General features: G+C 53.3%; 26 protein-coding genes. 16 read left to right on the forward strand and 10 right to left on the reverse strand.

Features of this window, described 5'->3' with window-relative positions; genetic code table 11:
• Positions 1–7: 7 nt before the first annotated feature.
• Complete coding sequence (locus WB237_RS05295; RefSeq protein ID WP_028018952.1) at positions 8–1,024, forward strand: LacI family DNA-binding transcriptional regulator; 1,017 nt, start codon at positions 8–10, stop codon at positions 1,022–1,024.
• An 89-nt stretch (positions 1,025–1,113) separates the two neighbouring features.
• Positions 1,114–2,664 (forward strand): methyl-accepting chemotaxis protein, encoded by a 1,551-nt coding sequence (locus tag WB237_RS05300; protein WP_336211090.1) that lies wholly within the window; start codon positions 1,114–1,116, stop codon positions 2,662–2,664.
• A gap of 57 nt (positions 2,665–2,721) precedes the next feature.
• On the opposite strand, the gene WB237_RS05305 is transcribed toward WB237_RS05300, so the two are convergent.
• Complete coding sequence (locus WB237_RS05305; RefSeq protein ID WP_336211093.1) at positions 2,722–2,946, reverse strand: hypothetical protein; 225 nt, start codon at positions 2,944–2,946, stop codon at positions 2,722–2,724.
• Positions 2,947–3,067: 121 nt separating this feature from the next.
• Entirely contained in the window at positions 3,068–3,427 is a 360-nt protein-coding gene (locus tag WB237_RS05310) for a LecA/PA-IL family lectin (RefSeq protein WP_336211097.1), read from the reverse strand.
• Positions 3,428–4,170: 743 nt separating this feature from the next.
• Between WB237_RS05310 and WB237_RS05315 the strand changes: the two genes are divergently transcribed.
• The 8 genes from WB237_RS05315 to dsbG all read left to right on the forward strand — a co-directional run bounded on the left by WB237_RS05315 (position 4,171) and on the right by dsbG (position 11,555).
• Positions 4,171–4,935 carry a LecA/PA-IL family lectin gene (locus WB237_RS05315; protein ID WP_336211100.1) on the forward strand — a complete coding sequence of 255 codons (765 nt, stop codon included), beginning with the start codon at positions 4,171–4,173 and terminating at the stop codon, positions 4,933–4,935.
• Positions 4,936–5,013: 78 nt separating this feature from the next.
• Positions 5,014–6,408 carry a carbohydrate binding domain-containing protein gene (locus WB237_RS05320; protein ID WP_336211102.1) on the forward strand — a complete coding sequence of 465 codons (1,395 nt, stop codon included), beginning with the start codon at positions 5,014–5,016 and terminating at the stop codon, positions 6,406–6,408.
• Positions 6,409–6,621: 213 nt separating this feature from the next.
• Complete coding sequence (locus WB237_RS05325) at positions 6,622–7,041, forward strand: hypothetical protein (protein ID WP_336211105.1); 420 nt, start codon at positions 6,622–6,624, stop codon at positions 7,039–7,041.
• Between the two features lie 5 nt (positions 7,042–7,046).
• Positions 7,047–7,607 carry an RNA polymerase sigma factor gene (locus tag WB237_RS05330; RefSeq protein WP_336213479.1) on the forward strand — a complete coding sequence of 187 codons (561 nt, stop codon included), beginning with the start codon at positions 7,047–7,049 and terminating at the stop codon, positions 7,605–7,607.
• Between the two features lie 87 nt (positions 7,608–7,694).
• Positions 7,695–8,066, forward strand: a complete 372-nt coding sequence (locus WB237_RS05335) for a hypothetical protein (RefSeq protein ID WP_049007666.1) — start codon at positions 7,695–7,697, stop codon at positions 8,064–8,066.
• Between the two features lie 47 nt (positions 8,067–8,113).
• Positions 8,114–10,135 (forward strand): protein-disulfide reductase DsbD family protein, encoded by a 2,022-nt coding sequence (locus WB237_RS05340; RefSeq protein WP_336211108.1) that lies wholly within the window; start codon positions 8,114–8,116, stop codon positions 10,133–10,135.
• 7 nt (positions 10,136–10,142) lie between these two features.
• Positions 10,143–10,754, forward strand: a complete 612-nt coding sequence (locus WB237_RS05345; RefSeq protein WP_336211111.1) for a DsbA family protein — start codon at positions 10,143–10,145, stop codon at positions 10,752–10,754.
• 42 nt (positions 10,755–10,796) lie between these two features.
• Positions 10,797–11,555: a thiol:disulfide interchange protein DsbG gene (gene dsbG / locus WB237_RS05350; protein ID WP_336211114.1), complete on the forward strand. Its 759-nt coding sequence runs from the start codon at positions 10,797–10,799 to the stop codon at positions 11,553–11,555.
• A gap of 42 nt (positions 11,556–11,597) precedes the next feature.
• Here dsbG and WB237_RS05355 read toward each other — a convergent pair whose 3' ends face one another.
• The 5 genes from WB237_RS05355 to WB237_RS05375 form a co-directional block, all read right to left on the reverse strand.
• The gene (locus WB237_RS05355; RefSeq protein ID WP_336211116.1) at positions 11,598–12,890 is read right to left on the reverse strand and encodes a glycoside hydrolase family 10 protein; all 1,293 of its coding nucleotides are present in this window, start codon (positions 12,888–12,890) and stop codon (positions 11,598–11,600) included.
• Between the two features lie 7 nt (positions 12,891–12,897).
• On the reverse strand, positions 12,898–13,185 hold the full coding sequence (locus tag WB237_RS05360) for a VF530 family protein (RefSeq protein ID WP_336211119.1): 288 nt from the start codon (positions 13,183–13,185) through the stop codon (positions 12,898–12,900).
• A 95-nt stretch (positions 13,186–13,280) separates the two neighbouring features.
• Positions 13,281–14,267 (reverse strand): MBL fold metallo-hydrolase, encoded by a 987-nt coding sequence (locus WB237_RS05365; protein WP_336211122.1) that lies wholly within the window; start codon positions 14,265–14,267, stop codon positions 13,281–13,283.
• A 121-nt stretch (positions 14,268–14,388) separates the two neighbouring features.
• A complete protein-coding gene (locus WB237_RS05370) occupies positions 14,389–15,132 on the reverse strand; it encodes a 5'-nucleotidase, lipoprotein e(P4) family (protein WP_209313266.1) in 744 nt (247 codons plus the stop codon).
• A 94-nt stretch (positions 15,133–15,226) separates the two neighbouring features.
• Positions 15,227–15,772 (reverse strand): winged helix DNA-binding protein, encoded by a 546-nt coding sequence (locus WB237_RS05375; RefSeq protein ID WP_336211126.1) that lies wholly within the window; start codon positions 15,770–15,772, stop codon positions 15,227–15,229.
• 201 nt (positions 15,773–15,973) lie between these two features.
• On the opposite strand from WB237_RS05375, the gene WB237_RS05380 reads away from it, so the two are divergent.
• The 3 genes from WB237_RS05380 to WB237_RS05390 are packed head-to-tail and all read left to right on the forward strand — an operon-like array spanning position 15,974 to position 18,684.
• Positions 15,974–16,696 (forward strand): DUF969 domain-containing protein, encoded by a 723-nt coding sequence (locus WB237_RS05380; RefSeq protein WP_008501655.1) that lies wholly within the window; start codon positions 15,974–15,976, stop codon positions 16,694–16,696.
• On the forward strand, positions 16,693–17,679 hold the full coding sequence (locus WB237_RS05385) for a DUF979 domain-containing protein (protein ID WP_336211129.1): 987 nt from the start codon (positions 16,693–16,695) through the stop codon (positions 17,677–17,679). Before WB237_RS05380 ends, WB237_RS05385 begins: the two co-directional genes overlap by 4 nt.
• Before the next feature lie 9 nt (positions 17,680–17,688).
• Complete coding sequence (locus WB237_RS05390) at positions 17,689–18,684, forward strand: DUF2891 domain-containing protein (protein ID WP_336211131.1); 996 nt, start codon at positions 17,689–17,691, stop codon at positions 18,682–18,684.
• A gap of 35 nt (positions 18,685–18,719) precedes the next feature.
• Here WB237_RS05390 and WB237_RS05395 read toward each other — a convergent pair whose 3' ends face one another.
• Positions 18,720–20,135, reverse strand: coding sequence for an MFS transporter (locus tag WB237_RS05395; RefSeq protein WP_336213481.1), 1,416 nt, complete (start codon positions 20,133–20,135; stop codon positions 18,720–18,722).
• A gap of 117 nt (positions 20,136–20,252) precedes the next feature.
• Between WB237_RS05395 and WB237_RS05400 the strand changes: the two genes are divergently transcribed.
• Complete coding sequence (locus tag WB237_RS05400) at positions 20,253–21,158, forward strand: LysR family transcriptional regulator (protein WP_336211135.1); 906 nt, start codon at positions 20,253–20,255, stop codon at positions 21,156–21,158.
• A gap of 4 nt (positions 21,159–21,162) precedes the next feature.
• On the opposite strand, the gene WB237_RS05405 is transcribed toward WB237_RS05400, so the two are convergent.
• Together WB237_RS05405 and WB237_RS05410 are read right to left on the reverse strand one after the other, a co-directional pair.
• Entirely contained in the window at positions 21,163–22,617 is a 1,455-nt protein-coding gene (locus WB237_RS05405; RefSeq protein ID WP_336211138.1) for a Cu(+)/Ag(+) sensor histidine kinase, read from the reverse strand.
• On the reverse strand, positions 22,607–23,290 hold the full coding sequence (locus WB237_RS05410) for a copper/silver response regulator transcription factor (protein WP_336211140.1): 684 nt from the start codon (positions 23,288–23,290) through the stop codon (positions 22,607–22,609). Before WB237_RS05410 ends, WB237_RS05405 begins: the two co-directional genes overlap by 11 nt.
• A gap of 162 nt (positions 23,291–23,452) precedes the next feature.
• Here WB237_RS05410 and WB237_RS05415 point away from each other — a divergent pair, with 162 nt between their 5' ends.
• Positions 23,453–24,838 carry an efflux transporter outer membrane subunit gene (locus tag WB237_RS05415; protein ID WP_336211143.1) on the forward strand — a complete coding sequence of 462 codons (1,386 nt, stop codon included), beginning with the start codon at positions 23,453–23,455 and terminating at the stop codon, positions 24,836–24,838.
• 28 nt (positions 24,839–24,866) lie between these two features.
• Positions 24,867–25,208 (forward strand): cation efflux system protein CusF, encoded by a 342-nt coding sequence (cusF, locus tag WB237_RS05420; protein ID WP_336211145.1) that lies wholly within the window; start codon positions 24,867–24,869, stop codon positions 25,206–25,208.
• Positions 25,209–25,219: the final 11 nt, after the last annotated feature.

Below are 25,219 nucleotides of genomic sequence, written 5' to 3' on the forward strand. Positions count from 1 at the left end.
AGTCGTTGTGAGAAAAACAAAACGCGTCACCATTAAAGACATCGCGGAACTGGCGGGGGTATCAAAAGCCACCGCCAGCCTGGTCCTGAACGGACGCAGCAAAGAGCTGCGCGTCGCGGAAGAGACGCGTGAACGCGTACTGGCGATTGCCAAAGAGCACCACTATCAACCCAGCATTCATGCCCGGTCTCTGCGTGATAACCGTAGCCACACCATTGGCCTGGTGGTTCCTGAAATTACCAACTACGGTTTCGCCGTGTTTTCTCACGAGCTGGAGACGCTGTGCCGTGAGGCTGGCGTTCAACTGCTGATCTCCTGTAGCGATGAAAACCCGGGGCAGGAGACGGTGGTGGTGAATAACATGGTGGCGCGTCAGGTGGACGGGCTGATTGTAGCTTCCAGCATGCTCAATGATGCGGACTACCACAAGCTGAGTGAGCAACTGCCCGTTGTCCTTTTTGACCGCCATATCAACGACAGCGCTCTGCCGCTGGTGATCACCGATTCCATTACCCCGACGACGGAACTGGTGGCTGACATTGCACGTCAGCATCCTGATGAGTTTTACTTCCTCGGCGGTCAACCCCGTCTTTCCCCAACTCGCGACCGCCTGGAAGGGTTTAAGCAAGGTTTGCGTGAAGCCAATGTGACGCTACGCCCCGAGTGGATCATTCACGGCAACTATCATCCGAGCTCCGGATACGAGATGTTCGCTGAACTTTGCGCCCGCCTGGGACGTCCGCCGAAAGCGCTTTTCACCGCCGCCTGCGGTCTGCTGGAAGGGGTATTGCGCTACATGGGTCAACACAACCTGTTGCAAAGCGATATCAGGTTAGCCAGTTTTGACGATCACTACCTCTACGATTCGCTGACGATCCCTGTCGATACCATTCGTCAGGATAACCGCCAGCTGGCCTGGCACTGCTTTGATTTAATTAGCAAATTGATCGAAGGGGAGACGCCGCAGCCCTTGCAGCGCAAGCTGGATGCCACCCTGCAACGACGCTATAAGTCATCTATATAGCTCTGACCGATACATCAATAACTTTAATTAATTTAAGTTTTGGATGCGCCGATAACCATAAGGAATAATTCTCCTTGAGGTATTGGTCTATGTCGTTGAAAAAGTCGTCCCTGATTGTCCTGTTCTCACTGCTTTTCTTCTTTGTTGTCAGCACCGTCACCAGCGTTGGCCTCATCATTAAAAGTAATAATTCCCTGGATAATGTGAACAAAGAGATCCAGGTTGTGCTGTCGATTATTGACCCCATCAACCACAGCCGCACCCTGCGCGTTCGGGTGATGGAGTATGTGAAGATGGTGGAAGCGGGCAACTCGGCAGATGAGTCTGCGAAGCTTGCCGCAGTGAAAGAGGCGCTGACCAAAGCGGACCACGCCTTTGCAGCCTTTATGGATTCACCGCGTCTGACGGATGAAGCGCCGCTGGTGACTGCCTATCAGGATGCCTGGCAAAACTACCGCAACCAGGGACTGGTACCGCTTATCAATGCTGCCGAAGCGCACGATGTTGCCAAATTTAACGCCCTGATCCAGGACGTGTCCCGCCTCGACCGCCAGTACGAGATCGTTCTCGACCAGGTGCTTTCCGTCCACCAGAAATACGCCAAAAGCCTGAACGAAGATGCGAGCAGCAACTTCGTTTCAGGTCTGGTGATGATTGCCGCAATCGCCTGCCTGTTTGTGGTGGTGATTGTCGCGGTCAGCCTGCTGATGAAGCGCTTTGTGTTTGCCCCGGTAAACCTGGCACGCGAACACTGCAGCCAGATTGCGGCAGGCAAGCTGGACATCCCGGTGCCGGTGAAGGGACGCTCCGGCAACGAAATCGACCATCTTATGAGTTCGATGGAGCAGATGCGCCAGGCGCTGCTTGCGACCATCGCCCAGGTGCGCGATGCGAGCCATACCGTGACCCACGCAGCGCAAGAGATTGCCTCCGGGAATATTGACCTGGCGTCACGTACCGAACAGCAGGCGTCCGCGTTAACCCAGACGGCGGCCAGCATGGAAGAACTGAGCGCAACCGTGGCGAACAATACCGATAACGTCTATCAGGCCGGAAAACTGGTACAGGACGCGGTGAAAAATGCCCATACCGGTGAAGCGGTGACCCGTGAAGTCATCGACACTATGAATACTATCGCGGCAAACTCGAAGCGTATCGAAGACATTACCAGCGTCATCAACAGCATCGCTTTCCAGACCAATATTCTGGCGCTGAACGCGGCAGTTGAAGCGGCGCGCGCGGGTACGCAGGGACGCGGTTTTGCGGTTGTGGCCAGTGAAGTACGCACCCTGGCGCAGAAAAGCGCAGTGGCGGCTAAGGACATCGAGAGCCTGATTGCGCAGTCGGTTTCCAGCGTGAAAAACGGTGCCGAGCTGGTAAACCGTTCGGGCGAGGTGATCGATTCCATTATTGGTTCTGTTAATAAAGTGAATACGCTGATGGAGCAGATCTCCGTGGCATCTGAAGAACAGAGCCGTGGGATCAGCCAGGTCGGACAGGCGGTAACCGAGATGGACGGCGTGACCCAGCAGAATGCCGCGCTGGTGCAACAGTCCGCCGCGGCCGCGGCATCGCTGGAAGAGCAGGCGCAGCAGCTTTCGCGGAGTATTTCGAGTTTTAGTTTGCCGGTGCAGGCTTGATTGAATGGAAAGAGGCTCCTGAGGGAGCCTTTATTGTGTATGGTGTTGCGGCTCTCTTCAGTTCTGCCGGCGCTGGTGTGCGATGGACAAGCGGTGGAGCCATAAGCAGACCGGCACTGACACCATCAGAAACAGGAAAAACGCTGCAAGAAAGGCGTCCTCTGTGGAAAAATGCAGCATCAACACAGCCAGCACACCTGCTGCAGCACTGGTCATCATCAGGCAGAAAAAGACCCAGCCGGGGTACTGCCAGAGTAGATGACGGATAAGTCTCCCTGTCATGTAATATGTCCTGTTAATCATCCTGCCATTAACGGCATTACTCTTCATCTGCATGGCAGACGGCGGAATGTTCAGCCTCCGGAAAACGGAGGCTGCTCCTGCACATCAGGAGGGATAGTGCTTATTTATAAACACTGACGCTGAAGCTACCTGTGTTATCAGAATAGCCAGTCGCTGTATCAGCAATATACAAATGCAATGTTCCGCTTTCAGGTGAAGCCCATTTATATACTCCCCCTCCGATATCATACCCTTTACCAGAAGTCCCGAATCGTGCTTTAAGGACCTTATCCGCTTTCGTGATAAGTCCCTCTTTTATCCGGCCATCCGGCACAGCGAGAGCAAACTCCTCTTTACCGTATTTAATGAAACCGGATGCGAGGAGAGTGATTTCTTCTCCTGCATTTAGTTGAATATCAGTGCTGACACCTTCAGGTGCATTTGCAGGTACTTTTCCGGTCCAGTTTGGTTTGACAGTCATGGTATTCTTCCTTATCAGGTTTAATTAGCGACGCCAATATTATGCTGCTCTCGCGGCGATATACTGATTATTCGGCCTTTAATAAAGGTGATAAATGTTGCTTCTGTGACACTAAACTTATTGTCCAACTGTGAATAGAGTAATGTATTTTTTAATGAGCGTACTGATAAATAATTAAACTCCATTGCGATTTCACATTAACTTATTGATTTAAAAGTGGTGTTCAGGTGTGGTATTAGGATTAATCTCACAAAGCAATGCATTCTCCTCACTGTGGGGAAATGTTAATGCAATGGGGTTTTCTATAAGGTAAATAATAATTTCTCACTGAACTAGATAGTGCGGGATTACCGTTAGGATTCCTGCGTATTACTGGGTTTATAACGGAAGCCTACCAGAAATGGCAGGGTAAAAATCCAATTTATCCACCTGAATAATATGGTTTTAAGAAAGTGACATCTTTTTGAAAAAGTCAGGATTGCATCCAAAGTGATAAAAAATATCGTATAAGAGGGTAAGGTTATTCCTAATATTAATTTTAAAACCCAAAGCCAGTAGCAGGATGAGTCACAACTGCGTCTTGAATTTATGAATTATTGTTTGATGGCTTGTCTGTTTATTCCTAGTATTTATGTGTATGCAGATATCCTTAATAAAATAATGGATTCTGTCATTGGTATCTTAATTATTCATCTAATATGGCAGTCAAATAGTTTCAATCCGAAACGATAAAGGAGAGTTTCATGACAGCTTCACCAGCGTGGTCAGGATGTGTTGATGCGAATGCATCTGAAGGGATTAATACAAAACTCAGCCTTAAGGCTGGGCAAAAAATAAGCATCATCGCTGAAGGATGGATTAAATATGGCAAGGAAGAATATGCCCTTGCTGCTCCGTTTGGCAGGGTTAAGGAAGGTCTTATCACGAAAGCGGATAAGGTACTGAAAGCCCGCTTCAGCGCGTCCGGAAAAAGCTATGACGTTGGTAGCGGTGTTTATCAGTGGACGGTACCGGAAACCGGAGATCTGATTTTAATCGTGAGTGACTCTTCTCATCGAGATAACAGCGGGGCTTTCAATGTCAACGTCTATGCCGGGGAAGATGAGAAAAAAGTGGCGGCGAAAAAGGCTGAGTGGAAAGGTCATGTACCCGCGACAGGCAGCGACTGGACACGTACCGGGGTCACAGTCAGCAAAGGGGACACCGTGATGCTGGTTGCGGCTGGTACAGCACAGTACGACAGCCGTGGCCGCCGTTTCGGGCCTGATGGTGACAGCCAGCATCCGTCAGCACAAACACCGGACCCGACATTCGTCTTACCGGAGGCGGTGGCGGGGAAACTAATCATTAAAGCCGGCGAGCATCTCTTCGGCATTGGCAGCGGAGGAACCGACTGGGAAGTGCCGGTGGATGGTGAACTCTCATTCATCTTTAACGATACAAACACGGCATCAGAATATGCCAACAATACCGGTGGTTATGACGTCCGGTTTGTTGTTTTCGGCTGAAAGTCTGCGGGGAGGTCGTACGAGCAACGGTCCTCCCTGTCCGTAAACAGGAATATTACCTCATATGGAGTCTCTGAGATGAGCGAACAGGATAATAAAAAAGTTGATTTGGTCTTTATCATTGACAGTAGTCTTTCCATGCAGGATGAAGCAGAAGCCCTCAGCGCAAAGTTGGGTGCAGCGATTGAGGAAGCCAGAAAAGCCTGTCCTTCTGATCTACGGACGGAATTTCTGGGCATTGAAGGTGGTTTTGCCGGAACAGAGTTTACCACCACCGTTCGTCAGTATCTGACGGGAAAGACAGGTGCCAACCCGGCCGCACTGAAAGGCAGGGAACATATCAAGGAGGGAAATCCGGCGCAGGAAGATGTCGCACCTGCAGCGGAAGATGTGATTCGTTTTTTTGACTGGCGTGACGGTGCTGAAAAGAATGTCTTCGTGCTGGGGGACGAAAGTCTGAAGGGGGGAGAAATGACCCTGGATGCAGACCGAATCAAAGCCTGTGACGATGCCATAGCCACTGCGCTACAGGCAAACGTCAAAATTCACACCTATCTGGGCACCCCTCATGCCACACTGCCGTACCCTTCACCGGCAGACGAAAAAGCCATGATCCGGGAATACAAGCGCCTTGCGCTTCGTACAGGGGGTGAGCACTATATCTACACTTCCGGGGTCGCCGATTTTGCAACGGTTCTGAAAAACACCATCTGTGCCAGTAAGGTTCCGCAACTCGACAGCGTCGAGAACAAAAAAGACGAAGCAGATGCCCTGGAAGGGAAAACCCCGGCCAAAATCCCCGGCAACGACAGCGACCTGTGCGCACAGGTGCCTGAGATTGTCCGGGCGGTAAACACGCTTGCCGGTGTTCTTCAGTCACTGATTGATGTTTGTGGCAACCGCTGTGATGATAAGGAAAAGAAACATCCATGCCAGTGCCTGGATCACCACAAGCAACCAACTCCCCCGTTGACGGCACCGGTTACTCAGGAGGTTCCTGTAACTCCTGTCTGCCCGGAGCCACCACCAAAACCGTTCCTTGATACGACCGATTTTGCGAATAATCATCTGAATGACTGGAAGTTTGGCCCGGCAACGCCTGAACATGAGTTTTACTCAGAAGGGGAAGCGACCCTGATCCGTTTCCCGACCACCAATGTGAAAGGTCGAACGCATAATGGTGTGCTGCTTTATAAACACTATACGGAGCTTCAGCAGGGGAAACGCTACAGCTTCAGTATTCAAGCGCGCAGGGACAATGACTACAAGGTGGTGCCAGAACTTTCACTCAGGGTCGCGGGACAGGATATCACGCCGGTCACCGCACTGGCGGTAAAAGGTGAATGGGTCACGCTGTCAGGCGAGTTTACAGCCACGTCGGGCGATAACCTGCTGGAAATATTCAGTCATAAAGCCAGTGGTGACGGTAACGACTTTAGCATTACCGGGATCACCGTGAAATCAGCAGACTGATTTCTGCGTAACGGGTCAGTGCGCGATGAAATGCGCACCTGACCTTCAGGTAAGATACCTGCGCCGGAGCGTTACAGGCTTTATTAGCCGGAAGCTTCGGCGCAGACATAACCTCTCCCCAAAAAAAATTTATATCCCCCAGCAATATTTCCCTCCCTCATCCGTCTACCTCATCACAAGCCATAATCAGTTACTGTAAACGAGGTAAACACCATGAGAGATTTTGATATGCACGGCAGAGGTCACGGGCGCGGATTCGGTCGCCACCGCATGGGCAAGGGCTTAGTCATTGGCGCGGTGATTTTCATCGTGCTCGGCCTGCTGGTGATGACCCTGTGGAACGCCTTGCTCCCGGCCATCCTCGGCGTTAAGGCCATCGGATTCTGGCAGGCGCTGGGCATTCTGGTGCTGAGTCGCATTCTGTTTGGCGGGCTGGGTTTCCGTCCCGGGATGTTTGGCGCGCACCGCCGAATGCACGAGCGCTGGATGAACATGACCCCCGAACAGCGCGAGGCGTTTATTCAGCAGCGTCGCGAAGGGTTTGGTCGCCACGGGCGCGGACACTGCGGCTGGCACGGCCATCGTGACGAAAAACGCGATGACAACGCGCCAAAAACGCCGGAAGCAGAGTGAGCGAAATGAAAGCCGGGGAGGCGGGCGGATCCATGCTGATGTCGGCGCTCAATGCCTGTCGCGCCAGGCTGAAAGCCTTCATACGCGGGCGCACGTCCGTTCGTGATGATGCCGACGACATTTTGCAGGAAGTCACGTATCAGTTGATGAAAGTGGAACAGCCAGTCGAGAACGTTGCTGCGTGGCTGTTCCGCGCGGCGCGTAATGAGATGACTGACCGGTCGCGGAAAAAACGCGAGGTTTCGCTCTCCGGCTATTTTACGGGTGACGTTGAAGACGGCTTTCCGGAAGACGAGCTGGCCGAAACCCTGTTCGGTATGCCGCAGACACCGGAAGAGGAGTATCTCAAAACGCTGTTGTGGGAAGAACTGGAACAGGCGTTGTCTGAACTTACACCGCCGCAGCGGGAGGTATTCGAAAAGACCGAGCTTCACGGGTATAGCATTAAAATGCTGGCAGAGGAGACGGGTGCCAGCGAGCAGGCGCTGTTATCCCGTAAGCACAAGGCGGTGTTGTTTCTGCGTACGCGGCTGCGGGATGTTTATGACGCGCTGACCGGTGAATAGCGGCGACAGACAAAACCTTACACTTCCGGTGCTTGTAGATTCATCACTATCGTTTATGATCGGGGCGTCTTGTTACTCTGGAATGTTATGCGCAACCGTCAGCTTCTCGGAAAATGGCTTTTGATCGTCACCTGTCTCGCGATGGCACTTTGTCTCGTGCAGCGTGCGGTGTATCTCAACCATTTTTTACAGGGACTGGATCCGCAAACGTCCCAGATAGCTGACGCCCCAGCTCAAAACAGCAACACTGAACAGCCCGGCCCGTCACCTTGTCAGCTTGGCGCGCACTCGCTTCTCTGCGCGCAGCCGCTGTTCTTCGACGGCGCACTGCCAGCCATTATTATCTTCTTTGCCCTCCTGCAGCTGTTTACGCAGGGGCGGGTATTTGTTTCCAGAGAACAACCCGTTCAGGCACCGCCTCCCCGAATACATCTAAAAAACTGCGTCTTCCGCGAATGAAAAACATCGTCACCACACGATAATTTTCACTATTCACGGAGTAAAACATGTTTAACCTTTTCAGGGGCTTCGTCTTCCTGTGGCTGTCCTGCATCGGTATTACCCATGCGGCAGACACTGGCTGGCAGGTCTCCCCACAAAATGATCACGCCCGTATCCGCTTTCAGGCGGAAAGGGATCAAAACCGCATTCAGGGTTTGCTCACCGTCGAGCTAAAGCCCGGCTGGAAAACCTACTGGCGTTCGCCGGGAGAGGGTGGTGTCGCGCCGAAAATCAGCTGGCCGGAAGGCGTAACGGACAGCTGGTCCTGGCCAGTACCTTCGCGCTTCGATATCTCCGGCATGACCACGCAGGGTTATCACGACAAGGTCACGATCCCGATTGTCCTCGACGGGGTGAAGGGAGATGCGCTCGACGGAACGCTGACGCTCTCCACGTGCAGTAACGTCTGCCTGCTGACGGACTACCCGCTACATCTCGATTTTAATCAACCGGTCGATGCCGGTTTTCGTGATGCCTTCGACAACGCGATGCGCTCTGTTCCCGGCTCGTCAGGTGTTTCGTCTGACCTTACTGCCTGGCTGGCGGACGGCAATCTGGTCATTACAGGGACAACGGAAGGAAAGTGGGACAATCCGGGGATCTATTTTGACCCGCTGGAGGGGGATATTCTTCCGGGAGAACCCGTCATTAAACACGACGGTCATCAGCTTCGGGTGACCGTTCCTGTCACCGATGAGTGGGGAGATAAGCCCACCTCGCTGGCAGGTAAAGCTCTGTCGTTTGTGTTGACTAATGGCAGTGAAGCCCAGCAAACCGTAATGACGGTTGGAACAACGCCTGCTGCGTCCGCAGCGCCCGGCATGGGAAAAATGGTGATCTTTGCGCTGTTGGGCGGGTTGATCCTGAACCTGATGCCCTGCGTATTGCCGGTGATGGGCATGAAGCTCAACAGTATCCTGCATGCGGGCTCAGACAGACGAACGATCAGGCTGCGTTTTCTGGCAACCAGCGCCGGGATCCTCACCTCCTTTATGCTGCTTGCCGCGATGGTGACTGCGCTTAAGCTGACCGGGGCATCGCTGGGTTGGGGCATTCAGTTCCAGAACCCGTGGTTTATTGGTCTGATGGTCGCCGTGACCTTCCTCTTCGCGCTGAACCTGTTTGGGGTGTTTGAGATGCTGCTGCCTTCTGCCGCCGCAGGACGCCTGGCCGCGACGGGCGGTACGGGGCTGGGGGGCAGTTTCTGTGAAGGGATGTTTGCCACGCTGCTGGCCACGCCGTGCTCCGCACCATTCCTCGGTACTGCCGTGGCGTTTGCCCTCGGCGCACCGCTGCAGACTCTGTGGCTTATTTTCCTGATGCTCGGCGTGGGAATGAGTTTGCCGTGGCTGTTTGTTGCCCTGGTGCCAAAAACGGCCACGTTATTGCCGAAGCCCGGGCGCTGGATGAACACCCTGAAGATCATCCTTGGCCTGATGATGCTGGCCTCCAGCCTCTGGCTGGCAACGCTGTTGAACCTGCATCTGGGTGAAACGGCTGGTCAGATCGTAATGCTGGTACTGATTGTTATTGCGCTGGCGCTCTTCACAATGAAGGGGCAAACGTCCTCACCACTATTCTGGCTGGTGGTGATCTCCCTGTCGGTATTTGGTGGATACCAACTGCGCGGGTTGCTTAACGCATCACCTGTCCTCGCAACGCAACGTGTGGAGCAGACGATCCCGTGGCAACCGCTAAGTGAAGAGGCCATCCAGATGGCGCTTGCGCAGGGGAAACGGGTGTTTGTAGATATCTCTGCCGACTGGTGTGTGACCTGTAAGGTTAACGAGCATCGGGTACTGAATCAGCCGGACATCATTGCCGCACTGAGTCAGCCGGACGTGGTGGCCCTGCGCGGAGACTGGAGCCAGCCTTCCGCGCTTATCGCTGCGTTTCTTGAGAAGCGAAACCGCTATGCCATTCCGTTTAATGAGGTGTATGGCCCCGGTATCCCGGACGGAGAGATCCTCTCGCCGCTGCTGGATAAGCGCACCCTTGTCGCCACACTGAACAACGCAAAAGGTTAACCATTTTATGAAAAAAATCCTTATTACAATGCTGCTACTTCTGGCCTCCGTTCAGGTGATGGCGGCAACACCCCTGACGCCGGACCAGGAACAACGTGCGCAGAAGATGATCTCTGATTTTCTGTTTAACGATCCGAACTCCCCGCGCATCGGCGCGAAAAACCCAAAACTGACGCTTGTGGTCTTTACGGACTACAACTGCCCGTACTGCAAAAAATTCGACCCGTACCTGGAGAAAATTGTCGAAAAATACCCGGATGTCGCAGTGGTCTTTAAGTTTTTGCCTTTCCGCTCGGAAAGTTCGCTGACCGCAGCGCGTGACGCCTTAACGCTCTGGCGCGCGCATCCGGAGCAGTTTATGAAATTGAACCATACCCTGATGGCGAAAAAGGGGTACCACGATGACGCCAGCATTCAGGAGGCGCAAAAACGGGCAGGGGTGAGTGTCACGACGCCAGATGAGGAGAGCCTGATGACGATTAAGCGCAGCCTGATCGTTGCAGAGAAAATGGGGATTCAGGGAACACCCGCCACGCTCATCGGTGAAGGATTGCTTCCCGGCTGGGTGCCGTTTGAACAGTTCGATGAAATGGTCAGTGATGCACTGAAAAACCGCTAACCTGAAAGGGGGCTTGATGCCCCCGCAAAACCGGAGAGGGAAATGAAAAAATTACTGTTACTTTCAGCGCTGGTATCGTCAGGGCTGGCGCAGGCGGCTGAAGCCATACCGGACGTGGTAAAACACTTCAGCGAGCAGCAGGACATCAAAATCATTAAGAAACTGGATGCACCTGGCGGCGCACCAGCCTGGCTTGGACAATATCAGGATATGGGCGTAACGCTCTTTTTAACGCCGGACGGCAAGCACGTGATCTCGGGGTATCTGTACGATGACAAAGGAAAAAATCTCAGCGAAGGTTATTTCCAGAAAGAGATCTATGCCCCAATGGGACGCGAAATGTGGAAAAAGCTTAACGCGGCGCATCCCCTGAAAGAAGGGGCGGAGAACGCTCCGCGTAAAGTCTTTGTGTTTGCGGATCCGTTCTGCCCGTACTGCAAACAGTTCTGGTCAGAGGCGCAACCGTGGGTGAAGGCCGGTAACGTTCAGCTTAATACGCTGCTGGTGGCGTTTCTCAACCCCAACAGCGGACGTAATGCCGCCGCTATACTGAATGCGAAAGATCCGGTCTCGGCCTGGCGTGATTACGAATTATCTGGCGGTAAAAAATTGCCCAAACCGGAAGGCAGCACATCCCGTGAAACCGTTGAAATACTGCAGAAACACCAGGCGTTAATGGACGCTCTGGGCGCTAACGCCACGCCAGCTATTTATTATCTGAATGCGGAGAATGAGCTTCAGCAGGTGGTGGGTATGCCAGATGCACAGCAGCTTGAGGCAATGTTCGGGCCGAAGCCATAAAAAAAAACAGGCAGAAACGGGGCGTTTCTGCCTGCTCTTCACTTAGCTACCCCAGCGACCTTTCAGGTAGTTAACCGCCTGCTGGGTCTGCGGCTGGTTCAGGTAATCTTCCCTGAACAGGATCGTACCATTCACGTTGGGTAGCGAATCGTTCAAATCGAGCTGTTTTTTCAGCTCCGGCACGCCGCCCTGAACCATCCAGTCCGGTTCATTTTTCGACGGTTCGCCCACTTTATAGAACGCAATGCCGATATACAGGCGAGTGTGGGTCGGCTTAACGACGTCGGCCCACCATTTGGTCAGCACGTCGTAGCGCGCAGCATCCCGGGAGAAAGGCCAGTAAATCTGCGGGGCGATGTAGTCGAGTAAACCTTGTTGCACCCACTGACGCGTATCGGCGTAGGATTCATCATAGGCTGCAGCACCCCGTGTGTCCGAGCCTGCCGGATCAAATGAACGGTTACGCCACACGCCAGCCGGGCTGACGCCAAACTCGACACCGGGTTTTGTCTGTTTAATCGCGCGGGAAACCTGCACGATCAGCTGTTGCGTGTTGTGCCTGCGCCAGTCGGCTTTTGAGGCAAATCCCTGGCCGTACTGCCGGTAAGTCTGCCCGTCATTGAGCGCCGAACCGGGTGATTCGGCATAAAAGTAATCATCAAACTGCACGCCGTCTATCGGGTAGTTTGCCACCACTTCGGTGACCACACGGGTGATCCAGTCGCGCACTTCCGGAATGCCCGGGTCGAGTACGAAACGATCGCCAGAAATGCGTACCCACTCCGGATGCTGGACATAGACGCTGGACGGAGTCTGATATGACGTCCGGTTCAGGGCGGCGATGGTCGAGGGTTTGGTGTTGGTCGACACGCGGTATGGGTTGAACCAGGCATGCACCTTCATGCCGCGCTTGTGCGCTTCATCCAGCATAAACTGCAGTGGATCGTAACCTGGATATTCACCGATATTGCCCGTCAGCATATCTGACCACGGTAAAATTTTTGACGACCAGAGTGCCGTGCTGTCCGGTTTCACCTGGAAAAACACGGTGTTAATTCCGAGACGCTTAAGATTGTCTAGCTTGCTGGTCAGTGCCTGCTTTTGCATAGCGATGCGTTGGTCAGCGCTGCGGCCATTCACTGATGCGACCGGTGGCCAGTCGAGGCGGGAAACGGTCGCCAGCCAGATCCCGCGCATCGGCTCGTTGGACTGCTGTGTCGGTGTGCTGACGGTGGGAATAGGGGTAACCAGTGATTTCGGTGGTTTTGAGGAGCAGCTCACAAGTAAAAGTGCGCAGCCAGCCAGCGCACCAATCCGTTTTACATGTCGCGTCATTTGCGTATTAGCTCTTGATAATCCGACTGTTAGCCCAGGGATTAAAGGCGGGCGTTTCCTGTTCTACGCGTCCTTCATCGTTGAGGGAGTCCAGATACAGGGCTTCGACTTCCGCGCGTGCCCAGGGGGTACGGCGCAAAAATTTCAGGCTCGATTTAACGCTGGGATCTTTTCTGAAACAGTTAATTTTGATTCGGTCGCCCAACTCGTTCCAGCCATATCGCGCCACCAGGGCGTTGACCATCATCTCCAGCGTTACGCCATGCAAAGGATCGTTAGAAATGTGTGCAGTCATAAGCGTCCGGACGTCTCAATTTTAGTGGGGTTGGGTTAACCGGTGAAAGGGTACAAGAAAGCACGGGAAGCGGCAATGACATCCCGCGCTGATGCTTATTCCGCACTGCTGGCGTCCCGGTTGGTATAGGTGACAGGCACCCACCCATAGCCGCCGTTTTCGCCTTTGGTGACATAGCCGATACCCGGGAACGGGAGATGGGGGGCAGCAACCAGGTCTTTATTTCTCACAAAGTCCGCAAACGCCTCTTCGCGCACGCGTGCCGCTTTGTTCTGATCTTCATCGTAGGTGATAGTCACGTCGGGCTGCGGGAACTGGACCGCCGCGGCATGAATAATATCGCCCACGAAGGTGATCTTCTCGCCTTTACTTGTCAGGGTATAGAAGGCTGATCCCGGTGTATGGCCGGGATGTACCGTGCCGGTAATACCCGGCAGGATCTCAGAAGTGCCGCTAAAAGGCACCACTTTACCGGCATCAAGGTAAGGTTTTAAGGTCTTCTGCGCGACGTCAAAGTAGTTCTTGCCGTAGCCCGTTTTTTTCTGATTGTCTTCGTTAAAGAAGAAGTCGATTTCCGGTTTTCCAACGAAAACGCGCGCATTGCTGAACACCGGCTTACCGTCTTTCACCAGACCGCCAGCATGATCGGAATGGGCGTGAGTGAGCAGGATTTCGGTAATGTCCTGCGGCTTAATACCTTGCGAGGCAAGGCTCTCAATCAGACGTCCGCCGTTACCCGGGCCAAAGAGCTGGCCTGAGCCGGTATCCACCAGGATTTTGTGTCCGGGCATCGCTATCAGGAAAGCGTTGATGGACACTTCAGCCGGGTTGGTCTGGAAATTTTTTGCGAGCAAGGCATCAATCTTTTGCGGCGTTGTCCGGCGCAGTAATTTATGCAGATCCTGCGCAACACTCCCGTCTGTAAACGAAGTGACGATAATATCGCCGACCTGAACGCGGTATCCGCCAGCTTGTTGTTCAACAACGTGCTGAGGAGTATTTGCCAATACCTGTAATGAAGGGTAGAGAAGTAATGCACTGGATATCAGCGTGGACAGAGCAAGTTTTTTCACGGTAAGCATAAGAATCTCCTTTGAAAGCGCTCATCTTACTTCTCCGTAAAAATAGAAGAACCTACCTAATAATGACAGGAGCCAGCATAATAGCCGGGTGGTGCAGGTCCCTTTCCCGGCTCGTAAGGTGTTATTTTTTCAGCGGTGCGTTCCAGCTGTCCGGCGTGGCTTTTGACCAGGAGCCATAAGCGGCATTAGGCAGCACAATCCAGTCATTGCCGAAATGTTCAGCGCTGGCCTCCACCAGCTCACGTTGCTGTTCGCTCGGTTTTTTGTTTTTAAATTGCACGGCGAAATCTGGCAGACTGTCGCCGAACAGCATCACGATCTGCTGCTTTTTGAGGATACTCTGGCGACGTTCTTCTTTGCTGACCGTATCCAGAAGTACGCTCTCATCTGAAACCTGCGGAAGTCCCAGAGATTTTAACGTATTGAGCGTGTCGGCTTTGTTTTCCTGCATACGATCCGAAACATAATAAATACGGACTTTGCTTTGGTTTACGTGGTCAAGAAAGGCTTTCGCGCCAGGGATCAAACCCGGTTTGCCCTGTTTCTCCCAGTCACTCCAGGTGTCCCATTGGGTAAAATCGTGACACTGTTCCGTATCGCGCACCAGTAAAGGAGTGTTATCAAGGACAGTTTCATCCAGATCCATGACGACGGCGTAATTCTCTGGCGTTTTCAGATCTTTTAATTTTTCATTGAAACGCTCAGTGGCAAACCGATACGTCTGCATCTGAAGTGCCATAATCTCGGCCGATTTCTGCTGATAGCGCAGCGCCATTTCATACGCTTTGGGTTCACACAGGTCACGATTAGCCGCCATTGCCGTTGCACTAAATACGGGTAATGCCAGCAGTAATACCTTAGCCATTGAATTCACACTTCTTTCCTCAACACCTTGTTAAAATCACGAAAGCGTAATGGAGTTCAATGACAGAAAAATGAACCTTATGTGGCAACTCGACTTACAGTGAGGCCGCCGCCCGGGCCGCAGTGTCATACAGTGATGATATCGTGCGTAACAGTTGTGCGGTGTCTCCAATCGATCCCCCTGAAATGCCGCTCTCTGCCTGAATATTGATAAGGCACGCTTCCCGCACATCACGGTATTTCATGCATAACGCTTTACCTTCCTCCGTGGTGGAGAAGAAGAGCTCTTTACCCGCTTTCTCGCTCGTCACATAACCTGCTTTGACCAGCTTTTTCAGGGCATAGGTCACAACGTGGGTATCTTCCACGTTGAGGACGAAACAGATATCGGCCAGCTTTTTCTTGCGGTTGCGGTGATTCACATGATGCAGCAGTGAGACATCAAACGCCCCCATATCAGGCTCTCCGGCAGCGGCCATACAGCGCACCATCCATTTGTTAAACGCATTGCTGGTCATGATTAATGCGTACTCCAGTTCCGATAATTCTGCACAACGCGCAGACACCAGATGATGGGAGGAGACGATACGGCCATCATTGCTATCGTCGTGAAGTGTTGAAGCACTCTTTTTTGTGGTCATAAGGTTCCTTAGCCAGAAATGTAAACTCGTCGATAAAATAAGAACATTTTATTGATAATTTGTTTACATGTTTTTGCGCATCAGATATAGCTTTTTAGCGCAGGTTTTGCGAAGTCTGCCAACAAAACACAACATCGCTCGCCGCAAATTAAAAAAATAGCCGTCGGCGCGCAACGCTCACTTTCGATAGGGTAAACGTTTATGGACGGTACTACGCTGTTACCGCTGATCGGGATACCGATCGTGGTTATTGGTTTTGCACTGCGCTTCAACCCGCTACTGGTGGTTGTGGTGGCGGGGCTGGCGACGGGTCTGCTGGTCGGCATGGATTTCGGTATGCTGCTGGAAACCTTCGGCGAGAAATTTGTGAATAGCCGATCGCTGGCGACCTTCATTCTGATCCTGCCCGTTATCGGTTTGCTGGAGTACTACGGACTTAAAGAGCGCGCTCAGGCCTGGGTGGCGAAGATCGCCAGCGCGACCTCGGCGCGTATTCTGATGCTCTACTTTGTCGCTCGTGAGGGTACGGCTGCACTGGGTCTGATGTCGCTGGGCGGTCATGCGCAGACGGTGCGCCCGCTGCTGGCACCGATGGCCGAAGGGGCGGCGCTGAATGAATATGGCGAGCTGCCGCAGCACATTCGCGACAAAATCAAAGCCCATGCCGCCGCGTGTGACAACATCGCGGTCTTCTTTGGGGAAGACATCTTTATTGCCTTTGGCGCGGTGCTGCTGATTGACGCGTTCCTGAAAGAGAATGGCATTCAGGGCATTGAACCGCTCCATATTGGTCTGTGGGCCATCCCGACCGCCATTGCGGCATTGATCATTCATATGACCCGGCTGCTGCGTCTGGATGCGAGCATCCGTCGTGACGTGATGGCCTGGCGCGCGGAGCAGGGAACGCAGGAGGCCGCGCAATGATGACGCTTATTACCATTAACCGCGTGTACTACCTGATTGGCTTTGTCGTGATGCTGCTGGTTGTGATGACCCTGCGCGATCGCGCTAATCCTAAACGCTTTACCACTGCGCTGTTCTGGTTTTTATTCGGCGGGATCTTCCTGTTTGGTGACCTGATGGTGCAGGAGCTCGGTAAATCGCTGGCGTACCGGATCATTGGCGGCAGTGTCATCGTTATCGCGCTGCTGGCGGGTTTTGGGCTGGTCGGGAAAGGGCACTATAAAATGGCCTCCGATGAAGAGCGGGCTGCCTCGTCAAACCGGCTCAAAAACTGGTTGTTCCTGCCAGCGCTGATGATCCCGGTGGTGACGGTTCTCGGGACGTTATTCCTGAAAGGGGTTTCTGTAGGCGGTGTGTTCCTGCTCGATCAGAAACAACTCACCCTGGCGGCACTTTGCGTGGCTTGTGTCGCGGCGATCCTCACAGGCTGGTGGCTGACTAAAGGCACGCCACTGCATGCGGTTCGTCAGTCCCGTCGTCTTGTTGATACCATCGGCTGGGCGGTGATCCTGCCGCAAATGCTGGCCATGCTCGGCGGGGTATTTGTGGCGGCAAATACGGGCGATTCGGTACAGAAAGTGGTCAGCCTTTTTGTGAACCCGGATAGCCGCTTCATGCTGGTGGTCATCTATTGCGTGGGTATGGCGCTGTTCACCATGATCATGGGTAACGCGTTTGCGGCCTTCCCGGTGCTGAGTGCCGGCATCGCCTTACCGTTCCTGATCAACGTGCATCACGGCAACCCGGCGCCGCTGCTGGCGATTGGCATGTACGCGGGCTATTGCGGCACGCTAATGACGCCGATGGCGGCGAATTTCAATATCGTTCCCGCCGCGCTGCTGGAGCTGAAAGACAAATATCAGGTGATCAAGATCCAGATCCCAACCGCGTTAACCCTGCTGGTGGTGAACGTGTTCTTAATGTATTTCCTCGTGTTTCGCTAAGGAGCTGTTATGGAATTAACGCAACATCAGGCTGACGCGTTTGCCCGCATGCCATTAACCTATTTGCGCCAGGAATATCCGAACCACATCATGCACCTGCTGAATGATGATGAAGATGTTCTGCCACCTCGCGAATTGCACCCGATTTTCTACGGCTGTTTTGACTGGCATTCGGCGGTGCACGGCTACTGGCTGCTGCTGCGCTGCGTGCGTCTTTATCCAGAATTGCCGTGCAGAGAGGAGATTGTCGCGCTCTTCGCTGAGCACCTGACTGAAGAGAACGTGGCGAAGGAGTTGGCCTATTTCACCGCGCCGTTCCGCGCGTCGTTTGAGCGACCATATGGTTACGGCTGGCTGCTGGCGCTGGCCCAGGAACTGAAACGGTCGTCATTGCCTCAGGCAGAAGGCTGGTATCAGACACTACAACCCTTAACGCTGGACATTCGCGACAGGCTGGTAGATTACCTGAATAAGCTCACCTATCCGATCCGCGTCGGGACGCACTACAACACGGCGTTTGCGCTCGCACTGGCACTCGATTACGCCCGGGCAGTGGAAGATAGCGCGCTTGAGCAGGCTATTCTGACGGCGGCGGAGCGGTTTTATTTTGCCGACACGCGCTATCCGGCTCACTACGAACCCGGCGGTGATGAGTATATTTCCGGTGCGTTGACCGAAGCGTTACTGATGAGCAAAGTGTCAGAGGACTTCCCGGCGTGGTTTGACGCGTTTCTGCCGGAGGTGGGGTCGATTGCGGCACTGATGAATCCGGCGGAAGTGAGTGACCGAACCGACCCGAAAATTGCTCATCTGGACGGATTAAACCTCAGCCGTGCCTGGTGTATGAAGCACATTGCCAAAGCATTGCCGGCAAACCATCCGGCACAGCAGGCATTGCGAAATGCCGTGACAAAACATCTTGCCGCAAGCGTAGAGCATGTGGTGGGTAGCCACTACAGCGGCGGTCACTGGCTGGCGAGCTTTGCGTTGCTCGCTCTGGAGTAAACGAAGGTGCAGCGCCGTCAGGCGCTGCACCAGGTTTAGGCTGCTGCCCGGACTGCGGGACGTAGCCTGCTCAGGCTAAACAGCACCGATCCCGTTGAGGCAATCACGGCGATCCACAGCGCCAGATGGACCGTTTGCTCATCAAGCGTTTGATGTTCGGGTGCTGCGGCGACAGTCAGCAGAACGCCTACCACGGCAGCGCCGAGACACTGACCAAATGTCCTGACAATAGACAACACTCCGGATGCATAACTGGCATTTTCCCGCGCCACATTCGAGAGCATTTCCCGGTTATTGGGGCTCTGGAAGCAACCAAACCCCACACCGCAAACCAGGCTACGCAGGCAGATATTCCATGCGGAAGGGCTGGAAGGTAACGTCGCCAGCAGAACCAACCCGACGACAAAAATAATCAGTCCGATGGTCGAGATCAGCGGTGCTGAAAGCGTATCCGCCCAACGCCCGGCATGCGGGGCAATCAGCACGATACCGATTGGCCACGGTGTGAAAAGCAGGGCGGAAACGACCGGACTATAGCCATAGATATTCTGAAACAGGAACGGCAGCGCGACAAACGTGATGCCCTGACTCACAAATGAAGCCAGAGAGGTCAACGCGGCAAGTGTAAAGCGGCTATTTTTGAACATGACGGGGGGCAGTAATGGTGCCCGGCTGCGGCGAATATGCCAGATAAAGGCGATGGCGCTGACCATGGCGATAAGCGCCCACGTCACGCTTTCCTGACCAGCGCTTTGCAACACGTGCTGAAAACTGTTGGCCGTCATGATCATCGAACCTAACAGTGCGGCAGAGAGCACTGCCCCTATCGTATCAAAGGGAGCACTATCAACAGCCGCTTTGCGAGGAAGAGCCTTCCAGGCCAGCAGCAAGGCAATGCTTCCTGGAATAATGTTAATGGCGAACAACCATTGCCAGCTCAGTGTGTCCAGTATCTTGCCGCCCAGCACGGGCGCAATCGCGGTGCTGGAGGCGATAAGCAGAGCGTGTAACCCCAGAATGCGGCCAAGCAGTCGACCGGGGAACACGGAACGCAGTATCGCCGGGGCAATACTGAGGGTGGCCGCACCGCCGATACCCTGCAATATACGCATTCCGATCAACACCTCGGGTGTTTTCGCCAGTGCGCAGCCGAGGGAGGTGAGCGTAAAGGTGGTAAGCCCGGCCAGAAAGACCCGCCGATAGCCAATGCGAGCCGCCAGCGCCGCGAAAATGGCGAGTGTCATTGCCGCCGACAACAGATAACCATTCGCAAACCAGACCGCGACATTCGCGGACACCTGCATGGCATTCGCCATGGAGGGCAGCGCTATGTTGATCATGGTGCCGTCAAAGACGCCCATCAGCGTGGTGGTCATCACTGCAGCCATGACCCGGGCGCGTTCATTTCCCGGCAGCCCTTCATCGCCGGGTTGATTTGAAAATAGCATCATCATCGTAACTCCAGATAAGAATGTTGATGACGAAACTATAACCATGGGGTATACAGGGCGGAAGACGCAGCATTTGCAACTTATCGTTGCATTAAACGCCTTATATGAGGAGCCACCGTGACCGATCCCGATTTTAATCTGCTTGTCGCACTCGACATCCTGCTGGCTGAAGCCAGTGTGGCGGGCGCGGCGCGGCGTTTAAACCTGAGTACCTCCGCCATGAGCCGTACGTTGAGCAGACTTCGGGAGGTGACTGGCGATCCGATCCTGGTGCGGGCCGGGCGTCATATGGTACTGACACCCTGGGCCGAAGCCACACGGGACCGTGCCAGAAGCGCCGTGCATGAGGCAAGGGCGGTGCTACAGCCTTCAGCGGACACACTAAAGGTGGAAAATCTGGCGCGGCTGTTCACCATCAGAGCCAACGACGGTTTTGTGGTGGCGTTTGGACCCTTGCTGATTGCCGCCGTGGCGGACGTCGCGCCTGACGTGTGTATCCGTTTCACCCCGAAACCGGAGAAAACGTCGCGCTATCTTCGCGAAGGACTGGTTGACCTGGAAATTGGCGTGCAGAGCAATATGGGGCCTGAAATTCGTCTGCAAAGGTTATTTCAGGATCGGTTTGTTGGCGTGGTGCGCAAGGGGCATCCGCTGGCGTCACTCCCGACAGTAAGCCTGAATGATTATGTCTCCTGGGGGCATGTGGTTGCCTCGCCCGATGGATCGTTACACGGTTTTGTCGATGAGGCGCTGGCGGAATTGGGGATGAAACGTAAAGTCGCCAGCGTGGTGCCGGGTTTTCCGACGGCGCTATCCGTCGCGCTGACGTCCGATCTGATCGCGATGGTGCCGGCGTTGTATTTGCTCAATCAACCGATGACCGGGCATGCGCACGTCTTTGAACTGCCCTTCAGGACCCGAACCATTACGGTCTCACAGATGTGGCACCCGCGAATGGAAAGGGACCCTGGCCATCAGTGGCTCAGAGAGAAAGTTCGCGATGTGTGTCGGGCGGTACGCTGACGACTTATACACCTTTTCGCGGTACGGAGAGAATGAAGCGAGTCGATACCGCATCTGATTCCACACGGACTTTACCGTGATGCGCAGTGACGATGGACTTGACGATGGCAAGTCCAATGCCGCTTCCTTCACCTTTACGTTGTCTGGATGGGTCAACCCGATAAAAACGATCAAACAACCTTGGCAGATGTTCTTCCGGGATGGGCGTTCCGGGGTTTTCAATCACCAGTTCAAAATCGCTTTCCAGTTCTCTGATCGAGACGGTGACCGCTTTCCCTTCTGGGGTATAGCGCAGTGCATTAGAGATCAGATTACTAATTGCTCTTCGGAACATCTGCGGATCGCCTTCCGTCAGGCAGGGCGTGCCGTTGAATTTCAGCATTACGTTGCGTTCTTCCGCCCACGCCTCAAAGAAATCGAACACTTTAACGACCTCTGCGCTCAGGTCGAACATGACCCTGTCTGGAATGAGCTGGTTATTATCCGCCTGGGCGAGGAAAAGCATATCGCTGACCATTCTGGTCATCCGGTTGTATTCTTCAAGGCTTGAGTACAGGACATCTTCCAGTTCCTTTTGCGAACGGTTCTGGCTCAGCGCGATTTCGGTTTGCGTCACCAGATTCGTGATGGGCGTTCTGATTTCGTGCGCGATATCGGCAGAGAAGTTAGCCTGGCGGGTAAAGACATCTTCAATCTTTTCAATCATATGGTTGAATGAGATCACCAGCTGTTCCAGTTCGACAGGCACGCGGGAGGGCTCCAGCCGCGCGTCCAGATTTTCAGAGGTGATGTTTTTAATGGCGGTGCTGACGTTACGCAGTGGCAGGTGCCCCTGGCGAACCGCGATACGAACGATAAGAATAATCAGCAGGCTGATCACCGTGGCGATCGCGAACAGATTCTTTTTCAGCGCCTCAAGGTAGTGCAGATGGAAATTAATGGAGAGGCCGATCAGCATGACATAGCGCTGCGTTTTGCCCTGCAGTGTCGCCGTTCCTGAAGAGGCGATAATCCGGTACGTTTCCATTTTCATATCAGACCCGACGTGCATTGACCCGGCGGGTTCCTCTACCGACCAGAGAAATACGTCCTGTGCGCGGCGGTGCGTGCTAAAGTCTGCCGAGTTCATCGCCGGGCGTAGCGCCGCCCCTCGTGCCGAGCTGAACAGTTCATTGCCCTGCGCATCAAGAAGCAGGACGGCAACGTTGCGGTAACTGGCAATCGACTCTTTGATTTTACTGACTTTCTTCTGATCGGGTTCTGACGGGGACTGCAAGATGCGCTGCATCGCGGTGCTGATTTGCTGCAGATCGCTGATATCCTGCTCGGCAAAATGTTTTTCAACAGAATGCAGCATAAACCAGGCAAAGGCGAAAAAGGCCAGGATCGTGGAGAGACTGATAAAAAAGGTCAGCCGCAGAGCAAGAGAAAAAGGGCGCCTGAGGGGCTTACTGCGCATCCGGGACCTCCAGCATATAACCCACGCCGCGCACCGTCTGGATAAGTTTAGGCTCATAATCGCTATCTATTTTCGCCCGCAGCCGCTTCACCGCCACGTCAATCGCGTTTGTGTCGCTGTCAAAGTTCATGTCCCAAACCTGGGAGGCTATCAGGGAGCGGGGGAGCACTTCTCCCTGATGACGCATGAAAAATTCCAGCAAGCTAAATTCTTTGCTGGTCAACAGAATACGGTTTCCGGCGCGGCTCACTTTTCTTGAAACGAGATCAACCGTCAGGTCCGCCACCTGAAACTGGCTTTCTGTGATCACTGTATTTCCGCGTCTTAGCAGCGTTCTCACCCGGGCGAGAAGCTCAGCAAAAGCAAATGGCTTAATCAGATAATCATCTGCCCCCAGCTCCAGCCCCTTAACCCGGTGTTCGATCGTGCCGAGGGCAGTCAGTAACAGTATCGGCATGCCTTTTCCGGCAGAACGAAGCATGCGGACAATATCCCAGCCGTTCACATCGGGAAGCATGATATCCAATATCAGTAGATCATATTCGGCGGTCATGGCGAGATGGTACCCATTCAGCCCATTGTTAGCGTGGTCGACAATAAACCCTGCTTCAGTGAGCCCCTTGCTGAGGTATTCACCGGTTTTAATTTCATCTTCAACGATCAATATTTTCATCTTGCTCCCCTGACTGGCTGCTGATGACATTCTAGTGAGCCTGCGATCGTTAACAATGACTTACGGTAAAAATGACAACATTGTCATTATCCTGTCACCCGTCAAACAGGATGCGTTCAGTAGAGTAGCCCTAACAATACTCTGGACTTCATTTGAACCGTTATGTTCCTGTTAAAACGACTTAGCATCAGCACGGTATTTATTCTGGCAGGCTGTGTCTCGCTGGCGCCTGACTACCAGCGACCGGCGGCACCAGTACCTCAGCAATTTTCGCTTTCACGCAACGGCCTCACACCCGCAGTGACGGGATATCAGGACACTGGCTGGCGTCACTTTTTTACCGACCCTCAGGTCGCCGGGTTGATTAACGAAGCCCTGAATAACAATCGTGATTTAAAAATGGCCGCGCTGAAGGTTGAGGAGGCCCGGGCACAGTTCAATGTAACGGACGCAGATCGTTATCCTCAGCTGAATGGATCGTCTGGTATCACTTACAGCGGTGGTCTGAAAGGTGACAAACCTGGCACACAACAGTATGACGCGGGTATTGCGCTTAGCTACGATCTCGATTTCTTCGGCAAGCTCAGAAATATGAGTGAGGCTGACCGACAAAATTATTTCGCCAGCGAAGAGGCGCGTCGCGCCGTGCACATTTTGCTCGTCTCGAATGTGTCGCAGAGCTATTTCAACCAACAACTGGCGTATAAACAACTGCGTATTGCACGGGATACGCTGAAAAATTACCAGCAGTCCCTGGCGTTCGTTGAGCAACAGCTGGTGACCGGCAGCACGAACGTCCTGGCGCTTGAACAAGCTCGTGGGCAAATTGAAAGTACCCGGGCAGAAATTGCCAAAAGAGAAGGGGAACTGTCGCAGGCCAACAATGCCCTGCAGCTGGTTCTCGGAACCTATCGCGCGCTTCCATCCGAAAAAGATATGAACGCCAGCGATATCGCACCAGTAAAACTGCCGCCGCATCTTTCATCAGAAATACTGCTGCAGCGTCCGGATATTATGGAAGCGGAGTATCAGCTTAAAGCGGCTGATGCCAGTATCGGCGCGGCACGTGCGGCCTTTTTCCCGTCCATATCGTTAACCAGTGGTCTTTCGACAAGCAGCACGGAATTATCCAGCCTCTTTACGCCAGGGAGTGGGATGTGGAATTTTATCCCTAAAATTGAGCTCCCCATTTTTAATGCAGGCAGGAATAAAGCCAATCTGAAACTGGCTGAAATTCGCCAGCAGCAGTCCGTTATTAATTATGAACAGAAAATTCAGTCCGCTTTCAAACAGGTTGCTGACGCGCTCGCGTTGCGAGACAGCATCAACCAGCAACTTGATGCACAACAGCGTTATCTTAATTCTCTGCAAATAACGCTTCAGCGTGCGCGAGGGTTATATTCCAGTGGCGCGGTCAGTTATTTGAATGTGCTTGATGCGGAACGTTCGCTTTTCTCTACGCAACAAAACATCCTCGACCTTATCTATTCCCGGCAGGTTAATGAAATTAATCTTTTCACCGCGCTGGGTGGCGGCTGGGTTGAGTAAACTTATTTAATTAAACAGGAAAATAAAAATGCGTAATTCTCTTAAAGTCGTTGTATTCGGTGCGATCTCTGTGATGTTCTCCGCCAGCCTTCAGGCTGAAGTTCATCAGCATGGGGAGATGAGTGTCGCCAGTGATGCCGCCGCAGAGCAAATCATCAACGCCACAGGAATCGTGAAAGACGTTGACCTCACGAATAAAAAAGTCACGATTTCTCACGAGGCTATACCTGCAATCGGCTGGCCTGCAATGACCATGCGTTTCACTTTTACCAATGCTGACGAGAGCATCAATGCCTTAAAACCAGGTAGTCACGTTGATTTTTCATTTGTTCAGCAGGGCAATATCTCTTTACTTAAGAGCATTAAATAGAGAGGATTGGC

It is taken from the genome of Enterobacter sp. P82 (assembly GCF_037053385.1).
Taxonomy (GTDB): Bacteria; Pseudomonadota; Gammaproteobacteria; order Enterobacterales; family Enterobacteriaceae; genus Enterobacter.

Bases quoted from the DNA above. Each gene is read 5' to 3' on its own strand.
- WB237_RS05300 (WP_336211090.1), top strand. From the start codon at position 1,114: ATGTCGTTGAAAAAGTCGTCCCTGATTGTCCTGTTCTCACTGCTTTTC.
- WB237_RS05305 (WP_336211093.1), bottom strand. From the start codon at position 2,946: ATGACAGGGAGACTTATCCGTCATCTACTCTGGCAGTACCCCGGCTGG.
- WB237_RS05310 (WP_336211097.1), bottom strand. From the start codon at position 3,427: ATGACTGTCAAACCAAACTGGACCGGAAAAGTACCTGCAAATGCACCT.
- WB237_RS05315 (WP_336211100.1), top strand. From the start codon at position 4,171: ATGACAGCTTCACCAGCGTGGTCAGGATGTGTTGATGCGAATGCATCT.
- WB237_RS05320 (WP_336211102.1), top strand. From the start codon at position 5,014: ATGAGCGAACAGGATAATAAAAAAGTTGATTTGGTCTTTATCATTGAC.
- WB237_RS05325 (WP_336211105.1), top strand. From the start codon at position 6,622: ATGAGAGATTTTGATATGCACGGCAGAGGTCACGGGCGCGGATTCGGT.
- WB237_RS05330 (WP_336213479.1), top strand. From the start codon at position 7,047: ATGAAAGCCGGGGAGGCGGGCGGATCCATGCTGATGTCGGCGCTCAAT.
- WB237_RS05335 (WP_049007666.1), top strand. From the start codon at position 7,695: ATGCGCAACCGTCAGCTTCTCGGAAAATGGCTTTTGATCGTCACCTGT.
- WB237_RS05340 (WP_336211108.1), top strand. From the start codon at position 8,114: ATGTTTAACCTTTTCAGGGGCTTCGTCTTCCTGTGGCTGTCCTGCATC.
- WB237_RS05345 (WP_336211111.1), top strand. From the start codon at position 10,143: ATGAAAAAAATCCTTATTACAATGCTGCTACTTCTGGCCTCCGTTCAG.
- dsbG (WP_336211114.1), top strand. From the start codon at position 10,797: ATGAAAAAATTACTGTTACTTTCAGCGCTGGTATCGTCAGGGCTGGCG.
- WB237_RS05355 (WP_336211116.1), bottom strand. From the start codon at position 12,890: ATGACGCGACATGTAAAACGGATTGGTGCGCTGGCTGGCTGCGCACTT.
- WB237_RS05360 (WP_336211119.1), bottom strand. From the start codon at position 13,185: ATGACTGCACACATTTCTAACGATCCTTTGCATGGCGTAACGCTGGAG.
- WB237_RS05365 (WP_336211122.1), bottom strand. From the start codon at position 14,267: ATGCTTACCGTGAAAAAACTTGCTCTGTCCACGCTGATATCCAGTGCA.
- WB237_RS05370 (WP_209313266.1), bottom strand. From the start codon at position 15,132: ATGGCTAAGGTATTACTGCTGGCATTACCCGTATTTAGTGCAACGGCA.
- WB237_RS05375 (WP_336211126.1), bottom strand. From the start codon at position 15,772: ATGACCACAAAAAAGAGTGCTTCAACACTTCACGACGATAGCAATGAT.
- WB237_RS05380 (WP_008501655.1), top strand. From the start codon at position 15,974: ATGGACGGTACTACGCTGTTACCGCTGATCGGGATACCGATCGTGGTT.
- WB237_RS05385 (WP_336211129.1), top strand. From the start codon at position 16,693: ATGATGACGCTTATTACCATTAACCGCGTGTACTACCTGATTGGCTTT.
- WB237_RS05390 (WP_336211131.1), top strand. From the start codon at position 17,689: ATGGAATTAACGCAACATCAGGCTGACGCGTTTGCCCGCATGCCATTA.
- WB237_RS05395 (WP_336213481.1), bottom strand. From the start codon at position 20,135: ATGATGCTATTTTCAAATCAACCCGGCGATGAAGGGCTGCCGGGAAAT.
- WB237_RS05405 (WP_336211138.1), bottom strand. From the start codon at position 22,617: ATGCGCAGTAAGCCCCTCAGGCGCCCTTTTTCTCTTGCTCTGCGGCTG.
- WB237_RS05410 (WP_336211140.1), bottom strand. From the start codon at position 23,290: ATGAAAATATTGATCGTTGAAGATGAAATTAAAACCGGTGAATACCTC.
- WB237_RS05415 (WP_336211143.1), top strand. From the start codon at position 23,453: ATGTTCCTGTTAAAACGACTTAGCATCAGCACGGTATTTATTCTGGCA.
- cusF (WP_336211145.1), top strand. From the start codon at position 24,867: ATGCGTAATTCTCTTAAAGTCGTTGTATTCGGTGCGATCTCTGTGATG.